Annotated in this window: 21 protein-coding genes; 11 read left to right on the top strand and 10 right to left on the bottom strand. The window is 67.1% G+C overall.

The genetic code is table 11. From position 1 onward, the window contains the following. The first annotated feature begins 123 nt into the window (after nucleotides 1-123). From flgA to A9513_RS31750, 4 genes are all read left to right on the top strand, one after another. Entirely contained in the window at nucleotides 124-813 is a 690-nt protein-coding gene (gene flgA / locus A9513_RS31765) for a flagellar basal body P-ring formation chaperone FlgA (protein ID WP_037007051.1), read from the top strand. 141 nt (nucleotides 814-954) lie between these two features. After that, the gene (gene flgM / locus A9513_RS31760) at nucleotides 955-1,269 is read left to right on the top strand and encodes a flagellar biosynthesis anti-sigma factor FlgM (RefSeq protein ID WP_024764336.1); all 315 of its coding nucleotides are present in this window, start codon (nucleotides 955-957) and stop codon (nucleotides 1,267-1,269) included. A 43-nt stretch (nucleotides 1,270-1,312) separates the two neighbouring features. Continuing rightward, on the top strand, nucleotides 1,313-1,774 hold the full coding sequence (locus tag A9513_RS31755) for a flagella synthesis protein FlgN (protein WP_054909388.1): 462 nt from the start codon (nucleotides 1,313-1,315) through the stop codon (nucleotides 1,772-1,774). A gap of 105 nt (nucleotides 1,775-1,879) precedes the next feature. After that, entirely contained in the window at nucleotides 1,880-2,629 is a 750-nt protein-coding gene (locus A9513_RS31750; RefSeq protein WP_038803415.1) for a flagellar brake protein, read from the top strand. Between the two features lie 43 nt (nucleotides 2,630-2,672). On the opposite strand, the gene A9513_RS31745 is transcribed toward A9513_RS31750, so the two are convergent. From A9513_RS31745 to A9513_RS31720, 6 genes are all read right to left on the bottom strand, one after another. Continuing rightward, nucleotides 2,673-4,013: an MFS transporter gene (locus A9513_RS31745; protein WP_024764338.1), complete on the bottom strand. Its 1,341-nt coding sequence runs from the start codon at nucleotides 4,011-4,013 to the stop codon at nucleotides 2,673-2,675. A 287-nt stretch (nucleotides 4,014-4,300) separates the two neighbouring features. Beyond that, nucleotides 4,301-5,539, bottom strand: a complete 1,239-nt coding sequence (locus tag A9513_RS31740) for a glutamine synthetase family protein (protein WP_162484004.1) — start codon at nucleotides 5,537-5,539, stop codon at nucleotides 4,301-4,303. A 311-nt stretch (nucleotides 5,540-5,850) separates the two neighbouring features. Further along, on the bottom strand, nucleotides 5,851-7,455 hold the full coding sequence (locus A9513_RS31735; RefSeq protein ID WP_065086462.1) for an inorganic phosphate transporter: 1,605 nt from the start codon (nucleotides 7,453-7,455) through the stop codon (nucleotides 5,851-5,853). 303 nt (nucleotides 7,456-7,758) lie between these two features. Then, a complete protein-coding gene (ppk2, locus tag A9513_RS31730) occupies nucleotides 7,759-8,676 on the bottom strand; it encodes a polyphosphate kinase 2 (RefSeq protein WP_065086461.1) in 918 nt (305 codons plus the stop codon). 273 nt (nucleotides 8,677-8,949) lie between these two features. Continuing rightward, nucleotides 8,950-11,229, bottom strand: a complete 2,280-nt coding sequence (locus A9513_RS31725; RefSeq protein WP_083196261.1) for an acylase — start codon at nucleotides 11,227-11,229, stop codon at nucleotides 8,950-8,952. 345 nt (nucleotides 11,230-11,574) lie between these two features. Next, nucleotides 11,575-12,606 carry an AraC family transcriptional regulator gene (locus tag A9513_RS31720; RefSeq protein ID WP_065086460.1) on the bottom strand — a complete coding sequence of 344 codons (1,032 nt, stop codon included), beginning with the start codon at nucleotides 12,604-12,606 and terminating at the stop codon, nucleotides 11,575-11,577. A gap of 123 nt (nucleotides 12,607-12,729) precedes the next feature. Between A9513_RS31720 and A9513_RS31715 the strand changes: the two genes are divergently transcribed. Both A9513_RS31715 and A9513_RS31710 read left to right on the top strand, forming a co-directional pair. Further along, the gene (locus A9513_RS31715; protein WP_065086459.1) at nucleotides 12,730-13,623 is read left to right on the top strand and encodes a TauD/TfdA family dioxygenase; all 894 of its coding nucleotides are present in this window, start codon (nucleotides 12,730-12,732) and stop codon (nucleotides 13,621-13,623) included. Nucleotides 13,624-13,634: 11 nt separating this feature from the next. Beyond that, the gene (locus A9513_RS31710) at nucleotides 13,635-14,417 is read left to right on the top strand and encodes a 2-keto-4-pentenoate hydratase (RefSeq protein WP_065086458.1); all 783 of its coding nucleotides are present in this window, start codon (nucleotides 13,635-13,637) and stop codon (nucleotides 14,415-14,417) included. 40 nt (nucleotides 14,418-14,457) lie between these two features. On the opposite strand, the gene A9513_RS31705 is transcribed toward A9513_RS31710, so the two are convergent. Next, nucleotides 14,458-15,360, bottom strand: coding sequence for a LysR family transcriptional regulator (locus A9513_RS31705; protein ID WP_037012587.1), 903 nt, complete (start codon nucleotides 15,358-15,360; stop codon nucleotides 14,458-14,460). 106 nt (nucleotides 15,361-15,466) lie between these two features. Between A9513_RS31705 and A9513_RS31700 the strand changes: the two genes are divergently transcribed. After that, complete coding sequence (locus tag A9513_RS31700; RefSeq protein WP_065086457.1) at nucleotides 15,467-16,537, top strand: AbrB family transcriptional regulator; 1,071 nt, start codon at nucleotides 15,467-15,469, stop codon at nucleotides 16,535-16,537. Nucleotides 16,538-16,812: 275 nt separating this feature from the next. Continuing rightward, the gene (locus A9513_RS31695; protein ID WP_065086456.1) at nucleotides 16,813-18,057 is read left to right on the top strand and encodes an NAD(P)/FAD-dependent oxidoreductase; all 1,245 of its coding nucleotides are present in this window, start codon (nucleotides 16,813-16,815) and stop codon (nucleotides 18,055-18,057) included. A 126-nt stretch (nucleotides 18,058-18,183) separates the two neighbouring features. On the opposite strand, the gene A9513_RS31690 is transcribed toward A9513_RS31695, so the two are convergent. Then, nucleotides 18,184-18,738 carry a TetR/AcrR family transcriptional regulator gene (locus A9513_RS31690; protein ID WP_065086455.1) on the bottom strand — a complete coding sequence of 185 codons (555 nt, stop codon included), beginning with the start codon at nucleotides 18,736-18,738 and terminating at the stop codon, nucleotides 18,184-18,186. Between the two features lie 88 nt (nucleotides 18,739-18,826). On the opposite strand from A9513_RS31690, the gene A9513_RS31685 reads away from it, so the two are divergent. Beyond that, complete coding sequence (locus A9513_RS31685) at nucleotides 18,827-20,023, top strand: MFS transporter (RefSeq protein ID WP_065086454.1); 1,197 nt, start codon at nucleotides 18,827-18,829, stop codon at nucleotides 20,021-20,023. Between the two features lies 1 nt (nucleotide 20,024). On the opposite strand, the gene A9513_RS31680 is transcribed toward A9513_RS31685, so the two are convergent. Next, nucleotides 20,025-20,819 (bottom strand): LysR family transcriptional regulator, encoded by a 795-nt coding sequence (locus tag A9513_RS31680; protein WP_037012994.1) that lies wholly within the window; start codon nucleotides 20,817-20,819, stop codon nucleotides 20,025-20,027. A 112-nt stretch (nucleotides 20,820-20,931) separates the two neighbouring features. On the opposite strand from A9513_RS31680, the gene A9513_RS31675 reads away from it, so the two are divergent. After that, a complete protein-coding gene (locus A9513_RS31675) occupies nucleotides 20,932-21,657 on the top strand; it encodes an SDR family oxidoreductase (protein ID WP_037012993.1) in 726 nt (241 codons plus the stop codon). Between the two features lie 166 nt (nucleotides 21,658-21,823). Here the strand turns inward: A9513_RS31675 and A9513_RS31670 are convergent, their stop codons facing one another. Further along, nucleotides 21,824-23,056, bottom strand: a complete 1,233-nt coding sequence (locus tag A9513_RS31670; RefSeq protein ID WP_037016832.1) for an NADH:flavin oxidoreductase/NADH oxidase family protein — start codon at nucleotides 23,054-23,056, stop codon at nucleotides 21,824-21,826. 91 nt (nucleotides 23,057-23,147) lie between these two features. Here A9513_RS31670 and A9513_RS31665 point away from each other — a divergent pair, with 91 nt between their 5' ends. Further along, on the top strand, nucleotides 23,148-23,567 hold the full coding sequence (locus A9513_RS31665; protein ID WP_065086453.1) for a MerR family transcriptional regulator: 420 nt from the start codon (nucleotides 23,148-23,150) through the stop codon (nucleotides 23,565-23,567). The last annotated feature ends 65 nt before the right edge of the window (nucleotides 23,568-23,632 follow it).

The raw sequence follows: 23,632 nt of genomic DNA, 5'->3' as shown, positions 1-23,632 counted from the left end.
CACGCAACGCCGCCCTGCTGGCAGAGACGGCATGACCATTGCTTAAACCGTTGCATGAAACAGGCAACGACATTTTTCCGACATCCGAGACCCGCGCGCGCCCCGGTGGCTGCGCTACTCGGCATGGCGGGTGCGCTGACCCTCTCCCCGGCTGGGGCGGAAGGCTTCACCGCGCCTGAGATCCTTATCGGCTCCACCCAGGGCTTTCTTGAGTTCAAGGTGGAAGATTATCTGCAGACTTCCGGCATAGACGCACGCTACGAGATCGAAGTCGCCCGCATCGACCCCCGGCTGCGCCTGGCGCAGTGCGACAAGGACCTGACGCAGAAGCTGGAAAGCCCGGCACAGCCCGTTGGTCGGGTCACCGTGCGGGTCATCTGCGAAGGCAGCTCTCCCTGGACGGTATTCGTTCCGGCGACGGTCAGGCTGTACCGTCAAGTTGTCGTCACCACCCTGCCCCTGCAGCGCAACCGGGTCATCGAGCCTGGCGATATCAGCGTCGTCGAGCGCGACGTCGGGCAACTGAACCAGGGCTACCTGACCGATCCGCAGCAGGTGGTCGGCATGAAGCTCAAGCGCCCGACGGTCAACGACCAGGTACTGGCGCCGGTGTTCCTCGAACAGGCAGCGGCCGTGCGCAAGGGCGACCAGGTGGTGATTCGCGCCAAGACCAATGCGATCAACGTATTCATGCCCGGCGAAGCGCTCTCGGACGGGGTGCCCGGCGAGCAGATCCGCGTGCGCAACCTGCGCTCGCAGCGTATCGTCAGGGCTCGCGTGGTCGAGCCGGGGACCGTGGAAGTCAGCCTGTAGCGCTCGGCCCCGGCGATTTTCTGGCATGATGAACGCAGCCCTCTGCAAAATGTGCTCGGGCGCACGAAAATTCGGCCTAAAGTTTCTCTCAGGACGGCCGAAAAGCTTGGCAAGCGTCCAATACCTCCAGAGGTTTCCACCATGGTCATCGACTTCAACCGGCTGAACCCAGCCTCTACGACAGCCAGCACTGGCCGTAGCAGTGCTGCCCAGAGCGGTCGCAGCGAAGCCGCCGCAGAGAATGCCTCCGTCAACGCCCCGGTCAAGAGCGGCGAGTCGGTACAGCTGAGCGATACCGCGCAGCAACTACAGAAAGTAAGCGATCAACTGAAGGACCAGCCCGTGGTCGACAACGAGAAAGTGGCTCGCATCAAAGCGGCCATCGCTGACGGCAGCTACCAGGTCGACAGCCAGAAAGTCGCCAGCAAGCTGCTCGATTTCGAATCCCAGCGCTGAGTTCACTCAGCGCCTGGTCAACCGCTAGTACGCCGAGCCCAAGATGTCCGACGCCCTGCTTTCCCTGATCAACGGCGACATCGAAGCAGCCAGCACCCTGCTGCAACTGATCGACGACGAGTACCAGGCGCTGCAAGCGCGGGATCTCGATCAGCTGCAGAAGCTGCTCGACGGCAAGCTGCCGCTTCTGCAGCAGCTTGAGCAGAATGGCCGCATCCGCGCCCAGGCACTGCTGCAGGCCGGCGTCAGCGTGGATCGCGAAGGGCTCGCGCAGATCGCCCAGGCCACCGGCAATCCCCTGCTCCCCGCACGCGCGGAAGAACTGGGTGCGCTGCTGGAACGCTGCCAGGAAGCCAACCAGCGCAACGGCCGAATCATCCGCTCCGGCCAGGCCAGCACCGAGCGCACGCTCGACATCCTGCGCGGCCAGGACACCCCACGCCTCTATGACCGCTACGGCGGTTCGACCCAGGGCAACCGCCAGCGTCCGCTGAGCCAGGCCTGAGCGTTCGTCGGAAAGCTGGCCTGGCAGCCAGCCTTTGGGCAAAATGCCACTATCGATCCTGCCCCGTGCCTTACTCATAACAAACACAATGGAGATTCGCGGACCGTGTCCAATCCGTTCGTCGAGGAAAATGGCCCTCAACCACCGAAGGTCCTGAAAGCTCCGGTGGAGATCCACGCCAGCCTGAAATTACTGATGGACAGTCACGATCCCCTGGTCATCACCTTCGAAGGGCGCGGCCAGCGCTTCCAGAGCTTTGTCGTCGAGGTCAACCGCGAACGCAACATCGTCGCCCTGGACGAACTGATCCCCAACGATGGCGAGCGCTTCCTGCAGAACGGCGAGCAGTTCCGTATCGAAGCCTTCCATGAAGGCGTGCGCATTGCCTGGGAGAACACCCAGAACGCCTACTTCTCCGAGATCGACGGTGCCCGCTGCTACTGGCTGCCGGTGCCGACCGAGATGCTCTATCACCAGCGCCGCAACGCCTTCCGCGCCCCCGTGGGCCAGGGCCAGCCGGTGGCCGTGGAAATTGCCGGCAGCAAGCTCAAGGCCCCGCTCAAGGGCAACCTGATCGATATCTCCGCCACCGGCTGCAAGATCCGCCTGGAAGGCAACGCTGCCGAGCGCCTGCAGCCCGGCCAGATCTACGAGGAATTCACCGCGCGCCTGCCCTTTGGCGCCCTGACCATGGAAGTCGAACTGCGCCACGTGCATTTCGAGGAAAAGGTCGGCTACAGCTTCGCTGGCGTACGCTTCCACCAGATGAGCGGCCTGGCCCAGCGCAACATCGAGCGCTTCGTCTACCAGCTGCAGCGCGAAGCCCGACGCTTCGAGAAGGACGAACTGTTCTAGTCCCTGCGGGGCGGCAAGCACCTGCCGCCCTTCCCTCTCGGCCTCACGCGGGCCGGCTTTCTTCCTCTGCTTCCGTGCCCTTCTCGGGTACCGGCGCGCTGTTGTCGTTGCCCTTCATCTGCTCTTCCACGGCGGCCTCGTCGACCCGCGGGTCGAGCGCGGCGGACAATGGCGAGGATGCCAGGCTGTCCGGCGTGGCGACGTGCTTGACCGGCGCCTCGTCGACCCGGTGTACGCCGCTGACCCTCTCCGGGCGCACGCGCCAGATCAGGATCAGCGAACAGGCGCAGACGAACGCATAGAGCATGTTCGCACCGAAGACCTTCATCAGCGCACCGGCCGCCAGCGGGCCGATACAGGCACCGACACCGAAGGTCACCAGCAGCATGGCGGTCAGCGAAACGCGCCGCTCGCCTTCGACGTGGTCATTGGAGAACGCCACCGCCAGCGGGTAGAGGGTGAACTGCACCAGGCAGACCACGAAGCCCAGCGGCAACAGCCAGGCCAGCGTCATCGGCGGCAACGGCAGCACCGGCAGCAGGGCCAGCGGCAGGGCGACCACCAGCAGCAGTATCGCGGCATTGCGGATGAGCGCCGCGCGGTCATAGCGATCCGACAGCCAGCCCAGCGGCCACTGCACCACCAGCCCGGCGAAGATGCAGCCGCCCATGAACAGGCCGATTTCCTCGGTGCTCAAGCCCTGGCGCACCGCGTAGAGCGGCGCCAGGCCGTAGAACGAACCGATCACCAGCCCCGACACCAGCACCGTGGTCAGCGACTGCGGCACCCGCTGGATGAAGAAGCGCGGCTCCAGTGGCGCCGGGCGCAGCGGCGCGGGGTGGACCTTGTGGGTGATCGCCACCGGGATCAGCGACAGCGCAAAGCACAGCGCAATCAGCATCGGCAGCTCCGGGCCCAGGCCCGGATGCACCACCAGCACCAGTTGGCCAAGTACCAGGCCCAGGTATGACGCGACCATGTAGCCGGCGAACACCAGCCCGCGCTGGCGCGCCTCGGCCTGCTCGTTGAGCCAGCTTTCGATGACCATGTACTGGCACATCATGCCCAGGCCGATGGCGACCCGCAGCACCAGCCAGAAGCCCACCCACGGCAGCAGACCAATGCCCAGCACGGCGGCGGTCACCAAGCCGCCACAGGCGACGTAGGCGCGGATATGGCCGACGCGGGCGATCAGCCGGTGGCCGATCTTGCCGCCCAGCACCAGGCCAAGGTAGTAGGCGGCCATCATGGCGCCGATCCATAACCCATCGACCTTCTCCGCGCCCAGGCGCAGGGCGAGGTAGGTACTGAGCAGACCGGAACCGGTCAGGAGCATGACGGCGGCGAAGTACAGAGCGCGGAAGGCAGTGACGATCCGAAGCATTGGACCTCCTGGTCCAGAACAACCCCGGCACAGTGTCCGGGCAGCGGAAAGCGGGACTTGCCGTGACACATTAGAGGCTGCCAATCGACGCGTCGAGAGCCCTGCCGGGCCCGGAATAGCGAGTGTCGCCCCCGGTGATGCGGGCCAGTTCGAAGGATACCGGCGGGATGAGCGAGGATGGCTTGAAGATCGCCTGGAGATAGGCGCCGATCACAGCTGCATCAGACTTTCGCCGCAGCTGTGTCGGCGGGCACGCGGCTCACGACCTTGACATCAGGCTTTCGACTTCAGGCCTGGGCTGCGAGTACGCGGCGCTCCCAGGGGCTGATCTCGTCGAAGAAGCTGGTCAGCTCCATGGACTTGGTCGCGCAGTAGCCGTCGATGAACTCGTTGCCGAATACCTCGCGGGCCAGCTCGCTGCGCTTGAGGCGCTGCATCGCGTCGTACATCGTGCACGGCAGCAGCAGCTCGTCCGGCACCTCGAACTCACCCTGGATCGGCGCGGTGGGCTCCAGCGCCTGCTCGATGCCGTGCAGGCCGGCCGCCAGGCTCGCGGCGATGGCCAGGTAGGGGTTGGCGTCGGCGCCGGCCAGGCGGTTTTCCACTCGCCGGGCGACCGGTGCGCTGGCCGGAATGCGCAGGCCGGCGGCGCGGTTGTCGTGGGACCAGCAGGCGTTGTTCGGCGACGCGTAGGGGTGGCACAGGCGCTGGAAGGAGTTCACGTTCGGCGCGAACAGCAGGGTGAAGTCCGCCAGGCACGCCTGCTGGCCGCCGATGAAATGCCGGAACGCCGGCGTGGCCTCGCCATGGGCATCGGTGAAGATGTTGCGGCCCTCGCCATCGACCACGCTCTGGTGGATGTGCATCGAACTGCCCGGCGTGTGCGCCAGCGGCTTGGCCATGCACACCACGATCAGCCCGTGCTTGAGCGCGACTTCCTTGAGCAGGTGCTTGAAGAGGAAGGTCTGGTCGGCCAGCAGCACCGGGTCGCCGTGCAGGAAGTTGATCTCGAACTGGGTGGTGCCCATCTCGTGCATGAAGGTGTCGCGTTCCAGCCCCACCGCTGCCATGCAGCGGTAGACGTCCTGGAAGAACGGCCGCAGGCCGTTGTTGGAAGACACGCTGAAGGCCGAGTGGCCGATCTCGCGGCGACCGTCGAGGCCGACCGGCGCCTGGAAGGCTTCGTTGGCGTCGGGGTTGGGCGCGAAGACGAAGAATTCCAGCTCGGTCGCCACCACCGGGCTCCAGCCGCGCTCGGCGTAGCGCGCGACGACTTGCTTGAGCAGGCCGCGGGTGGACAGGCCGGACGGCTTGCCGTCGAGCTCCACCGCATCGCAGATAGCGAAGGCGCGGGGTTCGTCGCTCCAGGGCAGGCGGTGGATCTGGGTGGGCTCGGCGATCAGCGCGAGGTCGCCGTCGTCGCTGCCGTAGTACTTGGCCGGCGGGTAGCCGCCCATGATGCATTGCAGCAGGACGCCACGCGCCAGTTGCAACCGGCGCCCGGTGAGGAAGCCCTCGCCGGTCATCACCTTGCCACGCGGCACCCCGTTGAGGTCGGGGGTGACGCACTCGATCTCTTCCACTCCAGCCAGGCGTTCGGCGAGCGGGATTCCTAGATCGTTACTCATGACTTCTTATCCTTGTTCTTCTTGTCCTTGTCACAGGACGCCGCGCGAGGTGCGCGAGCCCGTACAAAATACGCACCACGCGTTCGATATTTCAAGCGGGCGAAGATCGGATTTTCCTCGCCGGATCGCAGGCAGGACACGTGTGGAATGAGTTCGCGCGAATGAAGACGCCGCTCCCTGGAGCGGCGTCTTCATTGAGTCACCCGCCCTCAGAACAGGTGGGTGAACAGCCAGTACAGCGAAGCAGAGAGCACGATGGCCGCCGGCAGGGTCAGCACCCAGGCCATCAGCAGGTTGCGGATGGTGCGCATCTGCAGGCCGGAGCCGTTGGCGGCCATGGTGCCGGCGACGCCGGAAGACAGCACGTGGGTCGTCGATACCGGCAACCCGTACATGTCCGCTGCGCCGATGGTCATCATCGCCACCAGCTCCGCCGAGGCGCCCTGGGCGTACGTCAGGTGGGTCTTGCCGATCTTCTCGCCGACGGTGACCACGATGCGCTTCCAGCCGACCATGGTGCCCAGGCCGAGGGCGATGGCCACGGCAACCTTCACCCACAGCGGGATGAAGCGGGTCGACTCGTCGATCTTGCCCTTGAACGCCGCCAGCTTGCTGGTGGTATCGGCGTCGAAGTTGCCGACATTGTCCTTGTCCATCAGGCGGATCGCCTCGCTGGTCAGGTACATGTCGTTGCGCACGTTGCCCATGGCTTCGGCCGGCACGCGAGCAAGGCTGCCGTAGCCCTTCACTTCCGCGCCGATGGCGCCGGTCAGCGCCGCCAGCGACGGGATCAGTTCCGGCCTGGCTTCCTTGGTACGCACGTACTCCGACAGCACCGCGCGCGGGTCGGCCGGGGCCGGCTGCGGCGCGGCGCGGACCAGCGCCTGCTGGGTGACTTCGGCGATGGCGACGAACTGCACGGTCTGGTCCGCCGGCATGGTGCGGTTCAGCGCGTAGGCCATCGGCAGGGTGCCAACCAGGATCAGCATGATCAGGCCCATGCCCTTCTGCCCGTCGTTGGAACCGTGGGCGAAGGAGACGCCGGTGCAGGTGAGAATCAGCAGGCCACGAATCCACCACGGCGGCGGCGTCTTGCCCTTGGGCGCCTTGTACAGCGCGCGGTTCTTCACCAGCAGGCGCAGCGCCAGCAGCAGGAGCGCGGCGCAGACGAAGCCGATCAGCGGCGAGAGCAGCAACGAGTAGCCGACCTTGGTCGCCTGCGCCCAGTCGACGCCGCTGGTGCCGTCGCGGCCGTGCATCAGCGCATTGGCGATGCCCACGCCGATGATCGAGCCGATCAGGGTGTGCGAGGACGACGCCGGCAAGCCCAGCCACCAGGTGCCGAGGTTCCACAGGATGGCGGCGATCAGCAGGGCGAAGACCATGGCGAAACCGGCCGAGGAACCGACCTGCAGGATCAGCTCCACCGGCAGCAGGGCGATGATGCCGAAGGCCACCGCGCCGCTGGAGAGCAGCACGCCGAGGAAGTTGAAGCAGCCCGACCAGACCACCGCGAAGTGCGGCGGCAGCGAGTGCGTATAGATGACGGTGGCCACCGCGTTGGCGGTGTCGTGGAAACCGTTGACGAACTCGAATCCCAGGGCGATGAACAGGGCGACCCCGAGCAGCAGGAACGGCGTCCAGGTGGTGACCGCAGTGGTGACGTCGTCGACGTCACGCACCAGGCTCCAGGCCGAGAACAGCAGGCCGACGGCGAGCACGGCGAAGAAGACGAAGGCGGTCAGGCGGCCGGGTTTGTGCTCCAGATGGGGCCGTCCTTCGGCGATGGGAACGGCCAGGGTATCGGTGGTCATGCTGGGAGTCCGCGTGGGGGATGTCCCAGTCATGATCGGCGGGGAATGTTACAGGTTATGTCTCTGCCGGAGCTGTCCGCAGGTGGGCTTTACGTAGGAGCGGACTCCGTCCGCGATGTGCCGCCGGCCGGCTCGGAGCCGCTGGAAAACGATCGCGGACAGAGTCCGCTCCTACCCGACAGTCCTGTACTCGGATCAGCCCTCACCCCAGCCCTCTCCCTCTGGGAGAGGGCTGGGGTGAGGGAAGGCACTAGCACGGACTTACCTGAAGAAGACAGTTGCTCCTACGGGGTATGCAACGCCTCAGTAAACCTCTGGCACCACGATTTCCCGTGGGGTCGGCGTGCGCGAGTAATCCTCGTTGCGCTGCCGCGCGGGCAGGATCACCGACGGATGCTCCACGTCCTCATAGGGAATCAGGTTCAGCAGGTGGCTGATGCAGTTCAGCCGCGCGCGCTTCTTGTCGTCGGCCTGCACCACCCACCAGGGCGCCTCGGCAATGTGGGTGCGCTCCAGCATGATTTCCTTGGCCTTGGTGTAGGCCTCCCAGCGCCGGCGCGACTCCAGGTCCATGGGGCTGAGTTTCCACTGCTTGAGCGGGTCGTGGATGCGGCTGAGGAAGCGCAGGTGCTGTTCGTCGTCGGAGATGGAGAACCAGTACTTGATCAGCTGGATGCCCGAGCGCGCCAGCATGCGCTCGAACTCCGGCACGCTGCGGAAGAACTCCTCGTACTGCTCGTCGTTGCAGAACCCCATGACCCGCTCGACGCCAGCGCGGTTGTACCAGCTGCGGTCGAACARGACGATCTCCCCCGCCGCCGGCAGGTGCGAGACGTAGCGYTGGAAGTACCACTGGGTCTGCTCGCGGTCGTTSGGCGCGGGCAGCGCGGCGACCCGGCACACGCGCGGATTGAGGCGCTGGGTGATGCGCTTGATCACGCCGCCCTTGCCSGCCGCGTCGCGGCCCTCGAARAGGATGACCACCTTGTGGCCGGTCTTCACCACCCAGYTCTGCAGTTTCACCAGCTCGCCCTGCAGGCGGAACAGCTCGCTGAAGTAGCGACGGCGGGCGAGCTTCTCCTCGTCGACGTCGGCGTGCTCGTCGAACAGCTCATCGAGGTTGCGCACGTCTTCCAGCAGTTCCAGCTCCAGCTCTTCGTCGCTGTGGTCGAGCAGTTCGCGGTGGATGCGGCGGATCACGGATTCATGGGTCAGGGGCATGGCAGCGGCCTACGCGTCGGGGCTTTGCCGCCAGACTAGGGGCGCCCGGTGTCAGGCTGGTGACAGCCTTGCTCGGCCCTCTGTGCTGAGGCTTGCCCCTCTCCCCCGCCCTGGCTGCGCGCCCCGATCCGAAGGGAGAGGGAGCCGTTCGGCGCAAGCTGATAGATCGGAGAGTTCATGACGCTGCCTGCACTGAGGACAGTTCCCTCTCCCTTCAGGGAGAGGGAAACCGGCACACGCACCGACCTCGTATCCGCTCTCGCTGCTATCTCCCTACTTCTCGCGCAGTTCCATCACCTTCAGCTCCGGATCGGCCTTGATCTGCTCGTCGGTAAACGGCAGCTCCGGCCATTGCTGCCGGGCGAACAGCTCCGTCTGGTCCCGATGGTGCGGCGAGCCGGGTTCGCTGGACTGCGAGAACGCCAGCAGCCCGCGCGCCTTCGGCCCGTCGGCGGTGAAGTCGACCAGCTGGATATAGCTGCTGCCGCTGAGCACGCGATAATGGTCGCCCTGCCACTGCGAAGTGATGGCGTTGTACACGCCCTCGTTGCCGGTGCCGCCAGGGATGCCCAGGGGATTGGCCTGGTCGCCGGTCAGTTGCAGTTCGCCCCAGGTCTCATCTGCCTGGATCTTGCGGGCGCCGATCTCCTGCCCGGCTGCCACCAGGGCCTGCTGCGCCTGCTGGCGGACCTCCGGCTTGTCCAGGGCGATGCCCGAGGGCGTGGCCAGCGGCAGCTTGGGATCGAAGGGCAGGCGCCAGCCACCCTCGATCTTCAGGAAGCGCGCGACAAACGCCTGGAAGTAGGCGAAGCCGGGATTGCTGTCGAGGTTGACGTGGCGGTCCCACGAGCCCAGCGCGGCGCAGGCCGCCTCCGCGCCCGCCGGGGCTGGCTTGCACAGTTGCAGCAGGTCGTCGAGGAGCATGTCGGCGACGTAGACGCGGTTGTCAGTGACCAACTTCTGCAGGTCATCCGGGCCGATCTTGCCGTCGCCCTTCAGGCGTTCCAGGGCGAAGCGAGCACGGGCACTGACCGGGATCGAATCGCGGCTCACCAGCGGCGAGAAGCCGGTCAGCGGCTGCGCCGGGTTGCTCAACCAGGCGCTGTCATTGGAGTTCTGCACGAAGTCCTGGCGCTCCAGCGCCGGCATCTGCTCCGGCGGAGTAAGGCCGGCATGACGCGCCCCCGGTGCGCTGGACCAGTTGCAGGCACGGCGTCCGCCCTGCAGCACCGGCAGGCCCTGCTTCTGGAACGCGGGGATCGCGCAGTCGGCCAATTGTTGCTGGCTCAGGTAAGGCACCACCGATTGATTGAGGTAGAGCACCTTGCCTTCTGCGTCAGTGGCCAGGGTGTTGACCCACGGAATCCCCTGTATCCGCTCCACGCTGTCGCGCAGCTCATCCAGGCTGCGCGCGTGATCGATGGCGTACCACTGCTGCAGCACGCGGTCGTTGCCCAGGTTGGCGTCGCGCACGGCGAAGGCTTCATTGGCGTTCCAGGGGAATTTGCCGGGCACGCTGAGCAGCGGGCCGTACTCGGACTCGTACAGCGTATGGCTGCGCGTGCCCACGCGGCCGTCGGCCTCACGTACCCGCACGCGCAGGGTGACTTCCTTCAACGGCCGCGACTGGCCATCGACGCGGTAGCTGTGCGGGTCCTGCGGGTCGAGATCCAGTCGATACAAGGTGAAGTGGCTGGAGGTGTCCACCGTATGGCTCCAGGCCAGGTCCTTGCCGAAGCCGATGTTCACCAGCGGCATGCCCGGCAGCGAAGCGCCCATCACATCGAGCTGGCCGGGAATGGTCAGGTGCATCTGGTAGAAACGCAGCGCGCCGAACCAGGGGAAATGCGGGTTGGCCAGCAGCAGGCCGTTGCCGTCCACAGAACGCTCGCTGCCCACCGCGACGGCGTTGCTGCCGTGGTTCTGATGGAAGTTCTCGCGACGCTCCATCGCCGCCAGCACCTCGCCGTCGCTGACGATGGAGGACGTTGCCTGGCCCGGCGGCGTCGCTGCCATCATCGCCTCGGCGAACTGCCCGGCACCGGATTGCACCAGCAGCCGGCGGGTCAGGCGCAGCAGGTCGTCGCTCTCCAGCGGGCGCAGCCAGGCCTTGCCCGCGCACTGCGTGCCGGCCGCCTGGGTATCCCACAGCCAGCGGTTGTAGCCGGCCGCGTAGCCATCGAGCAGGTCGCGGATCGGCTGCGGCTGGGCGCTGCGCAGGCGACGCAGGGATTCGTTGTCGTTGAGCCAGGTGTAGAAGAAGTCCGAGGGCAGGTTGCCGATGCCGGCGGAGGACTTGCCGTCCACGCCGAAGTAGCGCGAGCGTTCGCCCCGCGCAGTGAGGACTTCCTCGGCCAGCAGGCAGGCGTTGTCGCGGGCATAGGCGTAGCCGATGCCGTAGCCCAGGCCCAGTTCGTCCCTGGCCTGGATGTGCGGGATGCCGTAGCGGGTCCAGCGGATCTGCGCCTCGAGTTCGGCGCCATAGGCCAGCGCGGGTAGTCCGGAAGCCAGCAGGCTGCCGGCCACGGCGGCCAGTCGGAAGGTCTTGCTCATTGATTCCCTCAATGCTCGGATGACGGCCGGATGCCCGGCCAGGGGCACGCGGCCGCGCCGCTCGCGCGGTGCCGGTGCAAGGGTTGAGTGGCGGCTCACGCCGGCCAATGCAGTGCGCTGAAGGTCATCGCGCCGCGCCTTCCGAGGCACGCGCGCAGGCAGGTTGCTGAGGACATGGGTTCTCCTTTTTCTTGTCGGTCGCCTCGCGAAAAAAGCGACGCGCCTCTTCAGGGGAACGGATGGGCCGCACGCGAAATTAACCCGCGACCGATGGCGATCGGCCACACAGCAAGGCTCTATCTCGCGGCTTTCGCCCGTTCCAGAGGCGTCGCGGGCGGTTCGACTTCAGGGCGCCGGGAGGGTTCCGGACTGACGCTTCCAACGACCGGGCGACTGCCCCGTCCAGCGCTGGAAAGCGCGGGAGAAACTCGCCGCCTCGGCGTAGCCCAGGCACTGCGCGATGCCATGCAGATCCATCCGCGATTCGCATAGCAGGCGCTCGGCCAGACGCCGTTTGATGCCGTCGTTCAGCCCCTGCAGGCTCTGCCCCTCCTGCGCCAGGCGCCGTTGCAGCGTGCGCTCGGAAAGACCCAGTCGCTCGGCCACCGCGGCAGCGCCGAGCAGGCTGGCGGAATCACGCAACAGCAGTTGCTGGACCTGCCGAGCGGTCGGTGTGGCGGCCAGGGTCAGCGCCAACTCTCCACAGAGGCGCTCGCAGAGCTGCTCGCCGCTGTCGCGCGCGCTGATCTGCGCTTGCGGCAGCGGCGCCTGCAGGTCTTCCAGGGCAAAGAGCATGGCGTTGCGTGGCGCCTCGAACAGTGGCTCGATGCCGAAGATGTCGTGGAACACGCTGGCATCGGCTGGCGCCGCGCAGCGCAATTCGATGGCCAGGGGCTGCAGCGGCCGCTGCAGCAACTCGCCGGACAATTGCCAGCAACCGGCAATGCCGCGCTCCACCACGAAAGCTCGGGCATCCTCGGGCAGTACGCGATCGTCGTACACCAGCCACACCCCGCGCGCCTCCACCTCGCTGCTCACGGGGCAAAGGGTCAGGGCCAGGCTCTGGTAACGGCCGAAGGTTTCGAAGGCTTCCTGCAGGGTGCGGCTGGCGAGCATGGTGAAACCCAGCAGCCCCAGCGACGTCAGGTGATAGCGCCGCCCGGTGGCCAAACCCAGGCCCGGCCTGTTCCTGCGCTGCAACAGGTTGCGGATCACCGCCAGTTCCTGCCACGCCTGGATGCGCCCGGCGCGCGCCTGCAGGTCGGCGGGCGAGATGGCGCTGCCCACCAGGCAATCGTCGGCGTCGATGCCTTCGTCGCGGGCGCTGTCGAGCAGGTACTGCACTCCGGTGATTTCGCGGGTCTGGCGCCAATCCATCACGAATTCCTCATTGGCCGCCGCATGGCGGGAAAAGTCAATTTTTGGCGGCTTTGATCATGGAAGAAAGTGACGGCGCTGACCATGCTTGAGGTGCCAATAACACTCACAAGAGGCTTCCCCATGTTCGAGTTCTTCTACGCGTTGCCCAGCCAGAACCGCGCCGCCGAGTACAAGCACTTCCGCATCGTCCCGGCCACCGGCGCCATCGGTGCGGACGTCAGCGACCTGGACCTGACCACCCTGGGCGACGACGGCTTCGCCGAGCTGCGCCAGGCACTGCTGGCGCACAAGGTGCTGTTCATCCGCGGGCAGAACCTGAGCGTGGAAAACCTCGAAGCCGTGACCCTGCGCTTCGGCGAATTCGGCCGCGAACCCTATGTGGTCGGCATGGAAGATCACCCGCATGTGGTGCGGGTGGTGAAGGAAGCCAACGAGAAGACCCCGGTGGTGTTCGGCGGCGCCTGGCACAGCGACTGGTCGTTCCAGGAACGCCCGCCGGCCTTCACCCTGCTCTACGGCCATGACATCCCGCCGTTCGGCGGCGACACCCTCTACGCCAACCTGGCGCTGGCCTACGAATGGCTGTCGCCGAAGCTGCGCGCGCAACTGGAAACCCTCGACGCCATCCACAGCCCCGAACGCGCCTACGGCGCCGAGGCCAAGCACAACGACCTGATGGAGAACATGGCGGTGCGCTACGGCAGCCACGATGGCGAAGTGCGCTCCCACCCTCTGGTGACCCGGCACCCGGAAACCGGCAAGAAAGTCCTCTACATCAACCCGGCCTACACCAGCGGCATCAAGGGCATGCGCCCGGCCGAGTCGCAACCGCTGCTGGACTACCTGTTCGGCATCGCCACCCAGCCGGCCTTCACCTGCCGCATGCGCTGGACTGCCGGCACCCTGGCGATCTGGGACAACCGCAGCACCTGGCACTACCCGGTGTCGGACTACCACGGCATGCGCCGGGAGATGTACCGCACCACTGTGGTGGGCGAAGTACCGAGCCGCTGAGGAGCCCCACGATGAACACGGACAAGTTCCACGCCGCCGCCCACGCCCTGGCCGAGGCGCGGGCCAGCCGAACGCCCATCGCCGCGCCAGCGGCACACTTTGGCCTCACCGGGCTGGACGACGCCTATCGCGTGCAGGCGCTGGGCATCGACCTCGCGATGGCCGGCGGCGAGCGCCTGGCGGGCGCCAAGGCCGGGCTGATCTCGCCGGCAATGCAGGCGGCGCTCAAGGTCGACGAACCGGTTCACGGCCGCTTGCTCGCCAGCCTGCGCTGTCGATCCGGCGCGCTTATCGCCCGCAAACGCCTGCTGCAACCGCGAATCGAGGCAGAACTCGCCCTGCTCATCGGCCGCGACCTGCCGACGGGAGAGCTCAATCTGGCCACTTTTCGCGCCTGCATCGAAGGTGCGGTCCCGGCCATCGAGATCAACGACACCGCCGTGGCCAACTGGCAGATCGGCCTGCTCGACTCGGTGGCCGACAACCTCTGCGCGGGCCTCTACCTGACCGGCGACCAGCCGGTGGCGCTGGAAAGACCGGACGACGCCGCGCTGGCAGTGCAACTGCTGCGCAATGGCGCGCCGGCCTTCCCGCCGACCCGGACGACCTTCGGGGCGATGCTTGACATCGGCCTCTGGCTGGCGCGGCGCATGGCACGACTGGACGCACCGTTGAAGGCCGGCGACGTCTTGCTATGCGGGGCTCTGGCGCCGATGTCGCCGGTTGCGCCGGGGGATGCGTTCGAGCTGGAAATGGGGGGTGTGGGACACGTCGGCTGCAGCTTCGAGCGGTGAGTGACTGGACGGCCCGCTCGAGATTCGCGCGCGTGGTCTCCTACAACCCCGCCCCAAACCGCCCTGCATGCTCGCGCAGCATCCCCCGCAGCAACTGTGCGGCGGGCGACAGGTAGGCTCCCTCCCGCACCGTCAGCCCGATGGTCCGCGTCAGCGTGGTCTCGGCCAACTGCACCTCGCGCAACTGATCCATCCCGTGCCCGCCCGCCAGCGCCTCGCGGGCGATGAAACTGAGCAGGCGGGTGCGGGCGATCAGGTTGGGCAGCATGGGAATCGCGTTGGTCTCGATCTGCACCTGCGGCAGTGGCAGTTGGTAGGCCTGGAAGGTGGCGTCCATCCAGCGTCGCGACGACACCCCGGTAGCCGGCAGTACCCAGCGATAGCGGCACAGGTCGGCCATGGCTACGGGTGCGTCGAAGATCGGATGGTCGTGGCTGGCGACCACCACTACCTGGTCCTGCAGCAGCGGTTCGCTGCTCAGTTGCGGGTCGTCGACGATCCGCGAGCAGATCGCCATGTCCAGTCGCCCGCTGCGCAACGCTTCGCGCAGCACGTCGTCCTGGCCCAGCACCAGGCTCATGGTGACCTCCGGCGCACGGGCCAGCAGGTCCTCGGTGAGGCGCGGCAGCAGGTACTCGGCCATGGTCGCCGCGCAACCCAGGCGGATGTTACCTACGACACCACTGGCGAAGTCGCGCACCTCGCGGCGGGTTTCCTCGATGTCCTGACGCAATTGCCGGGCCCGCTGGAGCATCAGTTCACCGGCCGGTGTCAGGCGAATCCGTCGGCCGTCACGCTGGAACAGGCGCGCGCCAAGGGACTCCTCCAGGCGCTGGATGCTCTTGGTCAGCGCCGGCTGGCTGCGCCCCAGCCGCTCGGCGGCGCGCCCCAGGTGGCCGAGCTCGGCGATGGTTTCGAAGTAGGCGAGATCACGCAGGTCCATGGCGGCCAACCGATAAATTTCAGGAATGGATTCATGACTATTAGAAAATAGACTTGATCGATCCGGCTACCGATAATTCTTCCGTCTTCCCCGTCCGGAGCCGTCCGTGTCCAGTCGCCCCGCCCTCTTCGTCGCCCGTATCCCCGTCAGCCTGCAATGGTTGACCCTGGCGCTCGGGGCCGCAGGCGCCGGGCAACTGCTCACCTGGCTCGGCATTCCCGCCGCGCTGTTCCTCGGGCCCATGCTGGTGGCCATCGCCTTCGGCGTCAGCGGCGCGGAAATCCGCCTGCCGCGCAGCGCCTTCCGCCTCAGCCAGGGCTGCATCGGCCTGCTGGTCGCCCACGCCATGAGTTGGTCGGTACTGCAGGCGATGGTCGCCTCCTGGCCGCTGATGCTCAGCGCCACGGTGCTCACCGTGCTGCTGTCCGCTGCCGTCAGCTATGCCATGGTGCGCTTCGGCGGCATCCCCGGCAGCACCGCCGCCTGGGGCACCGCGCCGGGCGGCGCGGCGGCCATGGTGTCGATGGCCGAAGCCAACGGCGCCGACCCGCGCGTGGTCGCCACCATGCAGTACGTGCGGGTGGTCTGCGTGGTCATGGCCGGTGCGCTGGTGGGGCGCTTCCTCGGCATCGAGGGCGGCGGTTCAGTGGCGCACAGCACGCCGATCATCGACACCGCCACCCTGCCCGACCTGATCAATTGCCTGTTGCTGATCTTCGTCTGCACCACTGCCGGCGCGAAGCTGCCGGCCGGTCCGCTGCTGGTACCGCTGGTGGCCGGAGCGGTTCTTCAGCTCACCGGCGTGTTGCACATCACCCTGCCGCACTGGTTGCTGGCCAGCGCCTACGGCGTGATCGGCTGCTACATCGGCCTGCGCTTCGACCGCGAAAGCCTCGCCTACGTCGGCCGCCACCTGCCGGCCATGCTGGTCAGCGCACTGGCGCTGATCGCCAGCTGCGCCGCATTCGCCTGGGTGCTGGCGACCATCACCGGCATGGACTTCCTCTCCCTCTACCTCGCCACCAGCCCCGGCGGCCTGGATGCCATGGCGATCATCGCGGTGGACACCCATTCCGACGTCGGCCTGGTGCTGGCGATGCAGACACTGCGGCTGTTCGTGGTGCTGTTCACCGGGGTTTCCGTGGCGCGGACGGTGATTCGCCTGAGCCGCGCCTGAGGCTGGCGCCGGGCCTGTAGGAGCGACAGTCTTCTTCGGTCAATTTGTGCCACTGAATTCCCCTCACCCCAGCCCTCTCCCACCGGGAGAGAGCTGGGGTGAGGGGGCTCTTGATTTTGCAGGAGCGAGCTTGCTCGCGAACCGCCCAACCCTGGAGACGCCGGCTGACTCCGTTCGCGAGCCAGCTCGCTCCTACACAATGCGCCCACCCGTGCCCTTGTGCCGGCGAACCCACCCCCGCTAAGGTCGTCGCTCCTTCACCGAGCGAGCCCGCCATGGATAGCCTTCGCTACCGCCCCACTGCCTTCCACGTCACCCACTGGAGCACTGACCCGTTCAGCCGCGGCGCCTACAGCACCCTGCTGCCCGGCGGCACGCCTGAGCATCGGCGTCGGCTCGGCGAAGTGCTGGGCGGCAAGCTGGTGCTGGCCGGCGAGGCCTGCAATCCCGTCGCCCCGGCCATGACCCATGGCGCCTGGAACGATGGCCTGCGCGCCGCCGAAGCCGCCATCGAAAGCGCCGCCCGCCGGGTGCTGGTGATCGGCGCAGGGTTCGCCGGGCTCGCCGCCGCGCGCCGTCTCAGGGAGGCGGGAATCGAGTGCGTCGTTATGGAGGCCCGTGGCCGCATCGGTGGCCGCGTCCACAGCATTTCCCTCGGTCCGGTGCGAGTGGACGAAGGCGCCGCCTGGCTGCAGCACTTCGACGATAACCCGCTGGCCGCTCACGCCCGGCAGCTCGGCCTGCCGCTGCGGGAAACCGATTTCGGCCAGCCTCTGGCCGCTGCGGTGGATGGCCCGGTGCCCGATATCGACGCGGCCTGGGAAGCCCTGCGCGCCGGAATCGACCGCAGCCTGCCGCTGGCGGAAGGTGTCGCGCGCTATCTCGAAGAGCGCGATGAGCCAACCCGCCGCGCCACCCGCTTCGCCCTGGATGCCAACCTGATCCTGGAAGCCTGCCTGCCGCTGGAATCGCTGTCGGTCGATGCACTGGACGAAGAAGGCGTCGGTGCCGGCGACCGTTTCCTGCCGCAGGGGTACTCACAACTGGTCGAGCATCTGGCCGAAGGGCTGGATATCCGCCTGAACCAGCCGGTGACCGCCATCGACTGGTCCGAAGCCTCGGTGCGGGCAGGCGGTGAAAGCGCCGATTTCTGTATCTGCACCGTGCCCATCGGCGTGTTGCGTGATATCCGCTTCACCCCGCCCCTGCCGGCGGCGCAGCAGGACGCGCTGGAGCACCTGGGCATGGGCCGACTGGAGAAGGTCGTACTGCAGTTCGACGAGCGCTGGTGGCCGGTGTCACCGTCGGGTTACCTGCGCTGGTACGACGAGCCGGCCAGCTTCGGCGAGTGGTTGGATCTCACCGACGCGGTGGGTACGCCGACCATTGCCGGGTTGATCGCGGCGGATGCGCTGGAGCGGGTGTTTGCGGGCCGCAGCGATGAGGAGATTGCGCGCGCGGCCTCTGAAGCTCTGCAGGCGTGGGCGAATGCCATTCGAAACGCCGGCGCTCCGAGTTGAAACGTAGGATGGGGTGGAGCCTAGGCGATACCCATGCTGCCGGTGCCAGGGTCGATAGGTATCGCTGCGCTCCGCGCCATCCTACGAATGCGCCAATGGCAGGCAGGAAGCCTGTCCACGAATCCGCTACACCCCGTCCAGCGTCAGATCGACCAACCGCTCGACATAGCCCGTATCCAGCTCCTCGGCGGAAAACAGGATGCGGTACACCAGCGGCGCCATCAGCCGGTCGACGATGCGGTCGACGTCCGGCAGCTTCTCGCCGCGCTCCCTGGCGCGCAGCAGGATGATGTCGAACTGGCCACAGGCGATGGCCATGCAGCGCCCTGAGCAGCCACCGCCGGCCGCGAGCAGATCGAGCACCACCGCGCGGCCGGGCACCGAGGCGGTCTCCTCCATGTACTGCTCGCCCCAGGCCAGCAGGTCGCCACGCAGGCTGCCGGTATCGGCCGGCTCGGCATCCGGGCGGATGCGCTCCAGCGCGACATCGCCGAGCAACTCGCTGAGGTCGCCCCAGCGCCGGTAGATGGTCGAGGGCGTGACACCAGCGCGCGCCGCGATCAGCGGCACGGTCAGTTCCGCGCGGTCGCGCTCTTCCAGCAACTCCTGGACAGCCTTGTGCACCGATGCCTGCACCCGCGCGCTGCGGCCGCCTGGACGAACACCCTGATTAATTGCCATGAGCACCTTAACGCAAAGAATTTGCTTTTATCCGAAATCGGGTCCAGCATCTCGCAAAAGCAAAATCTTAGCCTTTGCGAGCTGAATCATGGCACAGACCTTACCCAAAAGCGCGCCCGGCTTTTTCCCGGCCCTGCTGCTGACCGCGATCCTCATGGCCTTCCTCGCCGCCGCTGCCGCGCCCACGCCGCTCTATGCGCTGTACCGCGAGTCCTGGCAATTCTCCCCCGCCCTGCTGACGCTGGCCTTCAGCATCTACGCCGGCGGGCTGATGCTGGCGCTACTGGTGTTCGGTTCGCTGTCGGACCACCTCGGCCGTCGCCCGCTGATTCGTGCGGCACTGATCATCGAGTTGCTGGCGATGAGCGTGTTCCTCTACGCCAACTCGGTGGAACTGCTGATCGCCGCGCGCCTGCTGCAAGGCTTCGCCACCGGCGTCGCGACCGCTGTACTGGGTGCCGCCATGCTCGACATCGACCGCGAGCGCGGCCCGTTGATCAACAGCGTCGCGCCCATGCTCGGCATGGCGCTGGGCGCACTGGGCAGCAGCGCACTGGTGCAGTTCGGCGGCGACCCGCTGCACCGCGTCTATGTCTGGTTGCTGGCGGTATTCGCGCTGGCCCTGGTGCTGTTGCGCTGGCTGCCGGAAAGCGTCAGCAGGCAGCCCGGCGCGCTGGCCTCGCTGAAGCCGCGCATCCGCATTCCCCCGCAGGCGCGCCGGGCGTTCTGGAGCGTGGCGCCGCTGAACGCCAGCCTCTGGGCGCTGGGCGGTTTCTACCTGTCGCTGGGCCCGACCCTGGCGCGCCAGGTGACCAGTCTGCCGGTTCCGATGATCGGCGGTGGGCTGGTCTCGCTGCTGTGCTTCTGCGGCGCCGTGGCGATCTTCGCGCTGCGCAACCGGCCGGCAGCGGTCATCCTGCGCCGCGGCGGGCTGGCCCTGATCATCGGCCTGCTGATTACCCTGCTCGGCGTGGATTCCTCCAACCTCTGGCTGTTCTTCCTCGGCACCGCGGTGGCGGGCCTTGGCTTTGGCGGCGCCTTCCTCGGCGCATTGCGCTCGGTGGTGCCGCTGGCCCACGCCCACGAGCGCGGTGCGCTGATGGCGAGCTTTTATGTGCTCAGCTACCTGGCGTTCAGCGTGCCGGCGATCCTCGCCGGGCTGGCGATCCAGCGTTATGGCCTGGTCGCCACCACCAACGGCTATGCCGGCCTGCAGATTCTCGCGGCGTCGCTGGTCCTGCTGCTGTCCCTGCGCGCACCCGCCGCGCAGAAGGCGCCGGCCTGAATCAGGCCGCCTCGCGGGCGCGCAGGAAGTCGTAGAGCGCGCGCACGGCCGGCTGCTCCAGCGCCTGGGCGGCGTGGCAAAGGCCGATGCGGCGCACGGGTAGCGGCAGGTTCAAGGTTCCGCTGCGCACGGCCGGGGCGCCGCCGAGCAACGAGGCCGGAAGGATCGCCGCGCCCAGGCCGGCACTGACCAGCCGCAGGGCAAGATTCAGGGTGCTGGCCTGCGCGACCACCGGTGCGCTGCCGTAGGCAGTCATCAAACGCTGGTGCGACGGGTGCGACGGACAGGTGATCCACGCGTCGACTGGCACACTCTCGGCGCCGGGCGGCAGCGCCAATACGTACGGATCGTCCCACACCGGAACGAACAGTTCGTCTTCGCAACAGAACTCCTCCGCCGCCAGCCGCGCCTCCCCCACACAGCCTTCCTCCAGGTGCAGTTGCAGGTTGGGGATCGCTTGCCGGGCCAGGCCGACGAAGCGCTCGATCTGCTCGGCGCTGATGTCCCCTTCCACCCCCAGGTGCAGCGGCTGCCGCTCCGACGACTGGCGGAACAGCTTGCGCAAAACCTCCGCCTCGGCCAGCAGGGCACGGGCTCGCGGGTACAGGGTACGCGCCGCTTCGCTGACATCCACACCGCGCGGTTGGCGCACGAACAGCTCGGTGCCCAGGCTCTCCTCCAACTGGCGAACGGTGGCGGACAGCGTGGGTTGGCTGACGAACAGGCGCTGCGCGGCGGCGGTGATGTTGCGCTCTTCGAAGACCGCGACGAACGCGGCGAGCTGTCGAATATCCATAGGAAATCCCGATACCAGGCACAGGAATAAGCCATTTTTCAGGCAGCAATGCGCTAAATATACTTCACTGCATCGTCCAGGCATCCAGATTTTCGATTGCAGGAGAACCATCATGAGCAAGCCCCTGATCATCGTCACCGGCGCCAGTTCCGGCATCGGCGAAGCCACCGCCCGCCTCTTTTCCCGGCAAGGTCACCCGCTGCTGCTGCTCGCCCGGCGCATCGAGCGCCTGGAAGCACTCAAGCTGCCAAACGCGCTGTGCCGTGCCGTCGATGTGACTGACCGCGAAGCCCTGCTGGCCGCCGTCGAGGAGGCCGAGAAGCGTTTCGGCCCGGCTGACGCGCTGGTGAACAACGCCGGCGTGATGCTGCTGGGCAATATGGTCGAGCAGGATCCGGCCGAGTGGGAGCGCATGCTCGACGTCAACGTGAAGGGCCTGCTCAATGGCGTGCACGCCGTGCTCAAGGGCATGGTCGAGCGCAACCAGGGCAGCGTGATCAATGTCAGCTCGGTGGCCGGGCGCAAGACCTTCCCCAACCACGTCGCCTATGTCGGCACCAAGTTCGCCGTGCACGCGATCTCCGAGAACCTGCGCGAGGAAGTCGCGGCGCATAACGTCCGCGTGGTGACCATCGCTCCCGGCGCGGTGGAAACCGAGCTGCTCAGCCACACCACCGACGAGGCGATCAAGAGCGGCTACCAGGACTGGAAACGCGAGATGGGCGGCAAGGTGCTCAGTGCCGAGGACGTGGCCAACGCCATCGGCTACGCCTACAACCAGCCGCAGGGCGTGTGCATCCGCGAGATCGTGCTGGCGGCGACTCGGCAGCAGGCTTGATCGGCCAGGCCCGAGGGTTCTCGCAAGAGCGCATGCGCGAACTCCCCGGAAGAACACCACCGTAGGATGGGTGGAGCCTAGGCGATACCCATGCTGCCAATGCGGCAGGAGTCGAGGGGTATCGCTTCGCTACACGCCATCCTACGAAGGCGTCAGCCGGTGAAGATCATCCCGCCTGCCTAGCCGCCCAGCGGCGGTACTGCTTGGCCCGGCGCAGCGTGCGCCACTGCTCCATCACCAGCGTGCGCCACGGCGAAGCCTGCGGGTTGGGCGCACGGTGGGCGCCGATGCGGTGCAGCTGCAGCTTGACCAGCGCCATGTAGGCCAGCGCCGCCAGCGGCTTGGAGCGCCAGCGGATCGGCGGAAGTTGCGGCTGGGTCTGGCTGCCACGCTGCCAGTGCAGTACCAGTTGCGGCTCCAGGGCCAGGGCGGTGCCGATGCCGACCATGTCCAGCCCGCTGTCCAGCACCTGTTCCGCCACCGGCAGACGACGGATGCCGCCAGTGACCATCAGCGGCATGCGCGCCGCTTCGCGCATCTCGCGGGCGAATTCGAGGAAGTAGGCCTCCCGCGCCAGGGTACGGCCGTCACGGGCGTCGCCCTGCATCGCCGGCGCCTCGTAGCTGCCGCCGGACAGCTCGACCAGGTCGACCTTCTCGTCGTTCAGCCACTCGATCACCTGGCGCGCGTCGCTGGCGTCGAAGCCGCCGCGCTGGAAGTCCGCGGAATTGATCTTCACCCCCACACAGAATTCCGGCGACACTGCGGCACGCACCGCACGCACGACCTCGAGCAGCAGCCGCGCACGGTTTTCCAGCGAACCGCCCCAGCGATCCCGGCGCTTGTTCGCCAGCGGCGAAAGGAACTGGCTGAGCAGGTAGCCGTGGGCGGCGTGGATCTGCACGCCGGTGAAGCCGGCCAGTTCGGACAACTGCGCGGCGCGGACGAAGCGCCGGATCACCTCGGCGATATCGGCCTCGGTCATCTCGCGGGCGACGGCGAACAGCTTGGAGAACTTGCCCATCTCCAGCGGCACCACCGACGGCGCGATGGCGCCCTGGCCGAGGTTGGTCTGCACCTGGCGGCCAGGATGGTTCAACTGCAACCAGAACTGCGCCCCCCGGGAACGGCCGATGCGCGCCCATTCGCGGAAGCGCTCCAGATGCCGGTCATTTTCCAGCACCACGCCGCCGGGGCCGGTCATGGCGCGGCCGTCGATCATCACGTTGCCACTGAGGATCAGGCCGACGCCGCCGTCCGCCCAGGCCTGGTAAAGGCGCAGCAAGGCAGCCGAAGGCGCCTGGTCGGCATCGGCCATGTTCTCTTCCATGGCGGCCTTGGCAATACGGTTGGGGACTTCGCCGCCGTTGGGCAGGCGCAGGGGCTGGAAGGGCGACATGGCTAGGCTCCGAGGTTGTCCTGATGGGTTGTGACGGCAGCGAGGTTAAGCTTAAAGTTCACTTCAAGGTCAAGCCCCTTCGGAGCCCTGCATGAAAATCGGTGAACTGGCCAGGCTCAGCGGCCTCGCCCCCTCGCGCATCCGCTTCTACGAAGCCAGCGGGCTGATCGCTCCGGCGCGCCGCCTGGCCAACGGCTACCGCGAGTACCCGGCAGAAACCCTCGACCTGCTGGAAATCATCCGCAGCGCCCAGCAGACCGGTTTCACCCTGGAGGAAATCCGCAGCCTGCTGCCGCACTCCAGCCCCATCGAGAACGGCCACGGCGAACTCGTCGCCGGCCTGCGCCGCAAGGTCGCGGAGATCGAGGCGATGGAGCGGCAACTGCGGCAGAACCGTTTACGCCTGCTGGAAGTGATCGAGGGTATCGAGAACAAACCCGAGGGCATGGGTTGCGCGGCGAATGCCGAACGCATGCTGGCGGAGATGCGCGAGCGCAAGGAACGGCGCTGACGCAGAACCTGTAGGAGCGAGCTTGCTCGCGAACCGCTTCGCGCCGGAGCTGCCTGGAACACCGT

Origin of the sequence: Pseudomonas sp. AU12215 (assembly GCF_001675465.2) — a bacterium.
In the GTDB taxonomy this organism is placed as follows: domain Bacteria; phylum Pseudomonadota; class Gammaproteobacteria; order Pseudomonadales; family Pseudomonadaceae; genus Pseudomonas; species Pseudomonas nitroreducens.
This window is presented reverse-complemented; position numbering and strand designations above follow the sequence as displayed.

Bases quoted from the DNA above. Each gene is read 5' to 3' on its own strand.
- flgA (WP_037007051.1), top strand. From the start codon at position 124: ATGGCGGGTGCGCTGACCCTCTCCCCGGCTGGGGCGGAAGGCTTCACC.
- flgM (WP_024764336.1), top strand. From the start codon at position 955: ATGGTCATCGACTTCAACCGGCTGAACCCAGCCTCTACGACAGCCAGC.
- A9513_RS31755 (WP_054909388.1), top strand. From the start codon at position 1,313: ATGTCCGACGCCCTGCTTTCCCTGATCAACGGCGACATCGAAGCAGCC.
- A9513_RS31745 (WP_024764338.1), bottom strand. From the start codon at position 4,013: ATGCTTCGGATCGTCACTGCCTTCCGCGCTCTGTACTTCGCCGCCGTC.
- A9513_RS31740 (WP_162484004.1), bottom strand. From the start codon at position 5,539: ATGACCGGCGAGGGCTTCCTCACCGGGCGCCGGTTGCAACTGGCGCGT.
- A9513_RS31735 (WP_065086462.1), bottom strand. From the start codon at position 7,455: ATGACCACCGATACCCTGGCCGTTCCCATCGCCGAAGGACGGCCCCAT.
- A9513_RS31725 (WP_083196261.1), bottom strand. From the start codon at position 11,229: ATGAGCAAGACCTTCCGACTGGCCGCCGTGGCCGGCAGCCTGCTGGCT.
- A9513_RS31720 (WP_065086460.1), bottom strand. From the start codon at position 12,606: ATGGATTGGCGCCAGACCCGCGAAATCACCGGAGTGCAGTACCTGCTC.
- A9513_RS31715 (WP_065086459.1), top strand. From the start codon at position 12,730: ATGTTCGAGTTCTTCTACGCGTTGCCCAGCCAGAACCGCGCCGCCGAG.
- A9513_RS31710 (WP_065086458.1), top strand. From the start codon at position 13,635: ATGAACACGGACAAGTTCCACGCCGCCGCCCACGCCCTGGCCGAGGCG.
- A9513_RS31705 (WP_037012587.1), bottom strand. From the start codon at position 15,360: ATGGACCTGCGTGATCTCGCCTACTTCGAAACCATCGCCGAGCTCGGC.
- A9513_RS31695 (WP_065086456.1), top strand. From the start codon at position 16,813: ATGGATAGCCTTCGCTACCGCCCCACTGCCTTCCACGTCACCCACTGG.
- A9513_RS31690 (WP_065086455.1), bottom strand. From the start codon at position 18,738: ATGGCAATTAATCAGGGTGTTCGTCCAGGCGGCCGCAGCGCGCGGGTG.
- A9513_RS31685 (WP_065086454.1), top strand. From the start codon at position 18,827: ATGGCACAGACCTTACCCAAAAGCGCGCCCGGCTTTTTCCCGGCCCTG.
- A9513_RS31680 (WP_037012994.1), bottom strand. From the start codon at position 20,819: ATGGATATTCGACAGCTCGCCGCGTTCGTCGCGGTCTTCGAAGAGCGC.
- A9513_RS31675 (WP_037012993.1), top strand. From the start codon at position 20,932: ATGAGCAAGCCCCTGATCATCGTCACCGGCGCCAGTTCCGGCATCGGC.
- A9513_RS31670 (WP_037016832.1), bottom strand. From the start codon at position 23,056: ATGTCGCCCTTCCAGCCCCTGCGCCTGCCCAACGGCGGCGAAGTCCCC.
- A9513_RS31665 (WP_065086453.1), top strand. From the start codon at position 23,148: ATGAAAATCGGTGAACTGGCCAGGCTCAGCGGCCTCGCCCCCTCGCGC.